This is a genomic window from Anaerovibrio sp., assembly GCF_051866355.1.
In the GTDB taxonomy this organism is placed as follows: domain Bacteria; phylum Bacillota; class Negativicutes; order Selenomonadales; family Selenomonadaceae; genus Anaerovibrio.
In genome coordinates this window covers 1-7,580 of record NZ_JBJDWZ010000163.1, presented here as the reverse complement: position 1 = coordinate 7,580, position 7,580 = coordinate 1, and the positions used below count along the sequence as shown (strand labels likewise).

Sequence of the window (7,580 nt, the reverse complement as noted above, 5' to 3'; positions counted from 1 at the left end):
CATATTATGCTGGAGTATGTGGCAAAGAAAATGAATAGCTGATGTGAGGGTACATGGGAATGTATCCTGCATATTTAGACGGCTACCGCGTAACATGATGTGCGCGGTAGTCTTTTTTATTCGATATGGTATTATGTCCGAGCATACGGACAGGTAAATATGGAGGATGTGTTAAAATATAATCGTCTAGTGAAAAGATTTATATCTTGACTGCTGGAACGGAAACAGAAATTGTAAAATAATATTTTATTTTTATAATAAATATAGTATAATGTCAATTATGAAAATAAACCAAATAATTTTAACAATGTATAAAAGGATTGGAGGAAGTCAAATGAAGATAATATTGAGCCGGAAGGGATTCGATTCTAAGTATGGAGGTATTGCCAGCCCTATATTTGATGGCAAGCCGTTATTATCTTTGCCTATACCATGTGAAAGTAGTGGTACGAAATATAGCGATTTAAAAGATTTTTATGGAAAATCCTATAGCGATATAATCATGGGACTTTCACGGGGCAAAGGGGCAAGATTAGATAAAAAGGTCAATGTAGATGAATGTCACTTGGATCCTGATTTAAAAAATCGATATGCCAAAGCTAAAATTGACTGGAAGCCGGCTTTTGGGCAATGTGACCAGGCTGAATCCCATTTATTGCAGCATGGGGTTGAAAAGGGGGACTTGTTTTTATTCTACGGCTGGTTTCGTCATGCTGATTTTAATACAATGAAATATAAAAGTCCTGTACGTGATTTGCATGTAATTTGGGGCTATCTGCAGGTAGGGAAAATTTTAGACCTTTCCCAACCTGAAGATTTAAAACAAGCTAAAAAAGAGTATTCTTGGCATCCGCACATCCAGTTTGATAAAAAGATAAACAAATTGTATATTCCAAGTGATAATTTATCTATAGAAAATATGCCATCATTGGAAGCAGAAGGATATGGTATTTTTGATTTTTCATTAGCTAGGCAGTTAACAGCTCAAGACAGTGCTAATCGTTGTGAGTGGGATTTTGGTGGATATAGAGACACCTTTAAGAAGGTCAAAATGACATATCACGATAGCAATTCTTATGGCTGGCCAAAGGATAAGGATGATAAAGTTGGTGTTTTTCGTGCTGCTCCTAGAGGTCAAGAATTTATTTTTGAATATGATGAAAATATGAAGGATTGGCTGGCAGGAGTATTAGGAGTATAAAAATAAGGGCTGTCATTTTCTGGCAGCCCTTTTGTAGTAGTCTTTTTTGTAAAAAAATAGCATTGCCCGTGAAGGACAATGCCGGTTCTGTATAGAATAATGGTTAATGGTATTTATTCAAACTCTTTTTTTTCAGGCGGTATCATAAAATTGATAATATGATAGGCACCTTCTATTTCTTCATAGGTCTTTTCATCACTTGTCAGGATGTCGAGCAGATAGACATCAATGAACATATTTTTGTACATTGAATTCATGGCGAGGAGGGATTCTGGGGTAAAGCCAATTTTGAAAAGAATGTCAGTGGCACATTGTAGGATCAGTTCATTATTGCGAGGAGAAAATTCTACAATCTCGTTTTCATTGTTTTCATTTTCGTAATTCATGTAATCACCTCATATAAGCGTAGATTGATGTTTAATGATGTTCAATTGCTTCTGTCATTATTGTATATCAGGCATATAACAAAAATGTCCTGAAATACGGACATACTGACTATATGTACATGCTAGAATATCCTTGTAAGCAGGTGATATGATAATCTGCACAGGCGTTGAAGAACTGAAGGGGGCAGATGTACAATGAATAACGTTATCTATTTGCGCAATAAAGATATAAACAAGACTATTTTTAAAGACGTTTTGTTCTGCCGTGTTGCACCGGCAGGTGCTATGGGGGCGTCCCCTGATGGTGAAGTTATCTTTTTGACATCAACTGGTAAAGTATTATCGATAGATTTTGGCGAGTTAAATTATAATAAAATGAAGAATGCTTTTCCTGCCCTTTTTGCATGCGACATTGACCATGTGGTCGATGGCTGGACCTGTTTTTATTTAGGGTTTGGCAATAAAGTGCTGGTTCACAAGCTTGTATTGAAGCAATTCATGCAAAAGATGAAGGTTGCAGATAATCGTGTCGAATTTCCGCCTGATGAAGCCATGAAGGTGGCTGAAGAGATAGTTGCTTCCAGAAATAAATATCATAAATCAGGTAGCTATACTAAAAGAATGCGGTTGAAGAAAATTGCTAAAGAAACCATGAAGATTACCAGGCAGGGTTATTATGAGCACAATGGTGTGCGGGTTGAGCTGCCGAAGCGCAACTATGCTGAGGTGATTGCTATAACGCCTGAGCAGGCTGATGCAGCAAGATGGTCATTGCTTGGTCGTAAGCTGCCGAAGCCTTACTGTGGCAATATTTACGTCTGGGGTAATAGTTCTTTTGGGGCTATTGCAGATTTTGACAGATTCCTGGTGCTGAATTTTGCCAATGCCTTTACGCCGGGAGGCGGTTTCCTGAATGGTGCCGAAGCGCAGGAAGAAAGCCTGTGCCGTGAAAGTACCTTGTATGCATCCCTGTCCAATGAAAAGGCGGCTGGTATGTATGATTATAACCGCAGCTTGAATAGTCCGGCTGCTTCAGACTACATGTTGCTTTCGCCAGATGTATGCGTGTTCCGTGACAATGCCACCAGCAAGCTGCTGGAAAAGCCTTATTCCGCCTCCGTGCTTACAGTGCCTGCCGTCAATCTGCACGGCTATGCCCATCAGCCTGCTCAGCAGGATATTGATGAGCTCATGTACAGGCGTATCGAAAATATGCTGGCTGTTGCCATAGAGTATAAATACAAAAATCTCATTCTGGGGGCGTGGGGCTGCGGTGCCTTCGGGCATAATCCACGGCGTGTCGCTTCGTATTTTTACAATCTTTTGGTTACAAAGGGGTATCGCAATTATTTCGACAATATCTGTTTTGCTATTCTTGACGACGATAATCCAGATAACAATAAAGCTGGTCAAGCTAATCAGAATGCTCAAGAGCATCAAGATAATTTAGATGTTTTTGACGAGGTTTTTGCCGATGTGCAGATATATAACACTGATGAGTATATATCTTCCTCCAAGCCTGAAGTGGCTGCCATGCTGGCTGCCGAGGCTGCTGACGTGGTGCAGATAGACTATCGTGAGTTTGCTATAAACAATGTGTTAAAAGGGTATTACCCGGCGCAAAATGGCTATGTGCATTATAATTTCCCGCCTGAAAACATCAGTGAACTGAATATTGGCTATGCCTATGGTGTCACCAGATTGTGGGACGCTTATATGGCAGAGCAGTGGGGGTGCGAGGGCGAAAAATCCGTGTGCTTCTATTTGTCTGACATTCATGATATATGGTGCAGCAGTTATGATGATAGAGATAAGCCCTATCCTTTTGACGATTATTCAGAGGCAGAGCTTTTTACGGCTGATACTCTGGGTAAGGGGCATCATGTCCTTTGCCGTGGTATGCGTTATCTGGGGTGTGTAGACGATGTTTATCGAATCAGGCCATATCTTTCCTATCTTGTTGACAGGGGGCTGCTAGAGTTTTTGACAGAAGAACGCAATGGGTATGTTTTGATGCTTAAAGATGCAGATAATAATTCTGTGGTGGCCGTTACAGTGGCTCTTGAAAAAGCAGGTGCGTTGCTGGCCAAAACACCTCTGGCATGGAAGAAATTTCCATGCTGTAAAAGTTAAAAATAAACCATAAGCTATAAGTTATAAGTTGTAAGCCATAAACTATAAACTATAACCGACAAATGGTAGCTAATGCTGATATATGCGAGGTGCTTGTTATGCCAATGGTTGTTGTGAGAAATGATATTACTAAAATTGAGGCAGATGCTATTGTCAATCCGGCCAACAAACGGCTGGAGCATGGCAATGGTACCAGCGATGCTATATTCAGAAAGGCAGGGGTTGAAAAGCTGCAAAGGGCCTGTGAGGCTATTGGCACCTGCGAGCCAGGCTGTGCGGTGGCAACGGAGGGGTTCGGCCTGCCGTGCAGATATATTATTCATGCGGTAGGCCCTCTGTATGTGGATGGTGGGCGCGGTGAAGAAGCATTGTTGCGCAGTGCCTACCTGTCCGCCATGACGCTGGCCCGGGAAAAGGGCTGTAAATCCATAGCCTTTCCACTGTTGTCCAGCGGCAATATGAAATATCCGAAGGATGATGCGATGCGCGTTGCCCTGACCGTGATTAGCGAGTACGTTATTCAGCATGATTTGCTGGTGTATCTGGTGGTTTACGACAGTGCGTCCTTTGAGCTGAGTAAAAAGCTTTTTGCCCAGGTACGCAATCACATTGATGAAGAATATATCGCCCGAAATCCTGAGAAGCATCTTGATGAAAATGATTATACAACGTATGATGATATGTGGTCGTGGCAATATGAAAACAGTGCGGAACGTGAACATCCCGATGATGAATACTGGGAACGCGTTATGGCCAGGAGGCTGGCGGCTCCCAGAGAGGATTTTCAGCAGATGCTGTTACGGCTGATTGATGCCAGAGGGGTCAAGCTATCAGAGGCTTATGGCAGTGCCGGTATTGACAGGAGGGAGTTTTCCCGCGTGATGAATTATGAGCAAAGGCCTGACCGCCAGTTTATTGCCAAGTTCATTTTGTATTTTGGCATGGGGCTTGATGAGGCAGAGGCGTTTCTGGCAAAGGCCGGATTAGGCATGTCGGACGCTGATGATTTTGATATTATTTTACGGGTTTTCATAGAAAACCGCATTTCTGAAATATATACTTTTCAGGATGCGTTGGCACAGCGGGGAATTAAGCTGAAGGTTAAATATCGTGAATGTAAACCGCGGAAGAAAAAGCTGATGCATGGTAATGGTATATGATATATGCTTGATGAGGTGGTTTGTGTGAAGGGAGCGGGTCGGTATGAGCAGGTCAATGAGGATGGATGAGCATCGCAGGATAGCTGTGGAAACAATGCAGGTGATTGAGCAGGGATTTTATGAAAACAAGGCTGGCAGGCAGGAACTGCCTGAGTGCGATTATGGGGAGGTAATATGCATTACTCCGGAAGAGGCGGAGGACATACGTCAGGTAGCAGAGCGAAATATTCCTGAAAATCACAGGCCGTTAATGCTGGTGACAGATGCGGACAGCTTTACTGTGGCGCAAAGCCTGGACACCTGCCTGGTGATGAATTTTGCCAATGCCTATAATCCGGGAGGCGGTTTTTTGGAGGGCTGTAACGCCCAGGAGGAGTGCCTGTGCCGGGAAAGCACTCTGTACAAGTCCATTGGCAGTGCAAAGGCCGCGGCGATGTATAAGCACAACAAGCGCCTGCATAGTCCGACGGAGTCGGATTATATGCTCATATCTCCTCATGTGTGCGTGTTCCGTGATGTAGAGGATAATTTTCTGACGGAACCCTTTATGACCTCGGTGGTGACAATTCCTGCCCTGAATTTGCGGCGTCAGGCAAGGGATATTCCTATGGATGAGGTTGACCGCATCATGAAGCATCGCATTGAGTGCATGGTGGCGGTGGCCGCCAGGCATGGCTATCGGGAGCTGGTTCTGGGGGCATGGGGTTGCGGTGCCTTCGGGCATGATCCTTACAGGGTAGCCGGGTATTTTCGTGAGGTGCTGATAGATAAGGGGTACAGAGGATTTTTTGATGCTATTATTTTCGGTATTATGGATGATGAGCGGACAAATAATTTTCTGGCCTTTATTCAGTCTTTGGGTAGTTATGCAAATATTTGTGACATGAAAAGAGTTGAGGCTGTAGCTGACCAGGCTGATGGTATTGATATGGCTGATATGTGTGATGATGAAGATGGCGAAAAGAGTGCTGCTGACGTTAATGACAGCCCTGTTGACGCTGTCGAAGATGATGCCCCGCAGCAGTTCCAGTCAGAGTTCCCTTATATACAGTATAATTTTTCACCGAGAAATATTGGCAAGGAAAATATCGGTTATGCGCATGGTGTGACGATTGATGGCATTCCTTATATGGCAGAGAAGTGGGATTTGGACGGCAAGGTTGATGTCTGCTTTTATTTGCCGGTGCTGGAGGATCTGGTAGACGGCATGAATGAGGAGGACTTGGCGCGGTGCGAGGAACTGGAAGAAAACGCCACCCGCTATGAGGTAAAAGGCGGCCAGATGCTTTGCATAGGCATGGTGGATAATTGCGTAGAAAATGAAATTCCGGTTATGGAAGCGTATTTTGATTATTTGAAGGCTGTGGGGCTTCTACAGTTTACTACACAGGTATGTGCAGCGTATTATTTGCTGTTGACAGATGTTAATGGCAATGATGTGCTGGCGCTGACAGTTACCATGGAGGAAGATGGCAATGTGCTGGCGGTTACGCCTCTTCGGTGGATTCCTTTTGATAATGGATATGGCAATCTGGGAAATAAGGAGCAAAAAGCAAAGAAAGAGAATGGGGAGAAGCAGGGAAAACAGGAGCCGGAGAGGAAAGGGCCTGCCTTGCGACTGGGTAAGAAATAGTTATTCGTAGCAAGGTGGCTTTCTTTGCAGGGGGAAAGGATGGTTTTCGATGGGCGGTATAAAATCAAAGGTGGATTTGCACATGCACAGCAATGCTTCCGACGGACGGGATAGGGCAGATGAATTGTTGGCAAAGGTAGAGGCGGCGGGCATAGAGTGCTTTGCCCTGACTGACCATGATACGATAGCAGGCGTGCTGGACATGGAAAAGCTGCTTGCAAGGCGGCAGAATAGCGAAAATCCTATACAGTTTATACGAGGCATAGAATTTTCCTGTATTACGGCACTGGGAAAATGCCACATTCTGGGCTATGGCTACGATTATCAGAAGGAGGCGTTCCAGGCAGTGCTGGCAAAGGGGGAAAAACTTCGGCGGGAAAAGCTGGAGAAGCGGCTGGACTTCTTGCGGCATGAATACGGAATTGCCTTTGCTGAAGAGGCTGTTGATGACATGCGCCGCAGGGGCAGTGCAGGCAAGCCGCATTTGGCGGAGCTGATGGTAAAGCAGGGAGTAGCGGCATCTGCTTCGGAGGCTATCAGGAATTATATCAATCATTGTCCGACCTTTGACAGCCGCCTGCCTGCCGATGAAGCAATCAGGGCTATTTGCGATGTTGGCGGCGTTGCAGTCTGGGCTCATCCCTATGGCGGTGTGGGCGAGCCGGTGCTGACGGAGCAGGAGCTTGTCAGTCAGCTGGAGCTGTTGCTGTCGTTCGGTCTGCAGGGACTGGAGTGCTACTATTCGCGCTATGATATGGAGCAGACAGGCAGACTGGTGGCTTATGCCAGAAAGTACAAGCTGCGTATATCCGGCGGCAGTGATTATCATGGGCGAAAGAATTTCCCTGATTTGGGTCAGCTGAATACAGAGGGGGTTGCAGTGGGCAGGCATGAGCTGTCTGTTGTGTAAATTACTTTCCGCCTTGGGTTGCATCTACGGGTGGAAAAGCTTTACGTGCCAAGGTTATTCCATCAGCAGGGAAAGACATTACGTGCAGAAGCTATTACATTGGCAGGCCGCATATCAGCTTTACAGCAAAAAACAGGCGACAGCATATAAAAATCAT

6 protein-coding genes are annotated in these 7,580 nt (G+C 44.7%); 5 read left to right on the top strand and 1 reads right to left on the bottom strand.

Features of this window, described 5'->3' with window-relative positions; translation table 11 throughout:
* Positions 1 to 334 precede the first annotated feature (334 nt).
* Positions 335 to 1,201, top strand: coding sequence for a hypothetical protein (locus tag ACI3UA_RS08395; protein ID WP_439724366.1), 867 nt, complete (start codon positions 335 to 337; stop codon positions 1,199 to 1,201).
* Between the two features lie 113 nt (positions 1,202 to 1,314).
* Here ACI3UA_RS08395 and ACI3UA_RS08390 read toward each other — a convergent pair whose 3' ends face one another.
* Positions 1,315 to 1,587: a hypothetical protein gene (locus tag ACI3UA_RS08390; RefSeq protein WP_439724365.1), complete on the bottom strand. Its 273-nt coding sequence runs from the start codon at positions 1,585 to 1,587 to the stop codon at positions 1,315 to 1,317.
* Between the two features lie 195 nt (positions 1,588 to 1,782).
* On the opposite strand from ACI3UA_RS08390, the gene ACI3UA_RS08385 reads away from it, so the two are divergent.
* The 4 genes from ACI3UA_RS08385 to ACI3UA_RS08370 all read left to right on the top strand — a co-directional run bounded on the left by ACI3UA_RS08385 (position 1,783) and on the right by ACI3UA_RS08370 (position 7,423).
* Positions 1,783 to 3,720 (top strand): TIGR02452 family protein, encoded by a 1,938-nt coding sequence (locus ACI3UA_RS08385; protein ID WP_439724364.1) that lies wholly within the window; start codon positions 1,783 to 1,785, stop codon positions 3,718 to 3,720.
* A gap of 98 nt (positions 3,721 to 3,818) precedes the next feature.
* Positions 3,819 to 4,880 carry a macro domain-containing protein gene (locus ACI3UA_RS08380; protein ID WP_439724363.1) on the top strand — a complete coding sequence of 354 codons (1,062 nt, stop codon included), beginning with the start codon at positions 3,819 to 3,821 and terminating at the stop codon, positions 4,878 to 4,880.
* 43 nt (positions 4,881 to 4,923) lie between these two features.
* Entirely contained in the window at positions 4,924 to 6,513 is a 1,590-nt protein-coding gene (locus tag ACI3UA_RS08375; RefSeq protein ID WP_439724362.1) for a TIGR02452 family protein, read from the top strand.
* 49 nt (positions 6,514 to 6,562) lie between these two features.
* Positions 6,563 to 7,423, top strand: a complete 861-nt coding sequence (locus ACI3UA_RS08370; RefSeq protein WP_439724361.1) for a PHP domain-containing protein — start codon at positions 6,563 to 6,565, stop codon at positions 7,421 to 7,423.
* The last annotated feature ends 157 nt before the right edge of the window (positions 7,424 to 7,580 follow it).

What these genes read in the sequence shown, in the direction of transcription:
- ACI3UA_RS08395 (WP_439724366.1), top strand. Translation starts at nt 335, where the DNA reads ATGAAGATAATATTGAGCCGGAAGGGATTCGATTCTAAGTATGGAGGT.
- ACI3UA_RS08390 (WP_439724365.1), bottom strand. Translation starts at nt 1,587, where the DNA reads ATGAATTACGAAAATGAAAACAATGAAAACGAGATTGTAGAATTTTCT.
- ACI3UA_RS08385 (WP_439724364.1), top strand. Translation starts at nt 1,783, where the DNA reads ATGAATAACGTTATCTATTTGCGCAATAAAGATATAAACAAGACTATT.
- ACI3UA_RS08380 (WP_439724363.1), top strand. Translation starts at nt 3,819, where the DNA reads ATGCCAATGGTTGTTGTGAGAAATGATATTACTAAAATTGAGGCAGAT.
- ACI3UA_RS08375 (WP_439724362.1), top strand. Translation starts at nt 4,924, where the DNA reads ATGAGCAGGTCAATGAGGATGGATGAGCATCGCAGGATAGCTGTGGAA.
- ACI3UA_RS08370 (WP_439724361.1), top strand. Translation starts at nt 6,563, where the DNA reads ATGGGCGGTATAAAATCAAAGGTGGATTTGCACATGCACAGCAATGCT.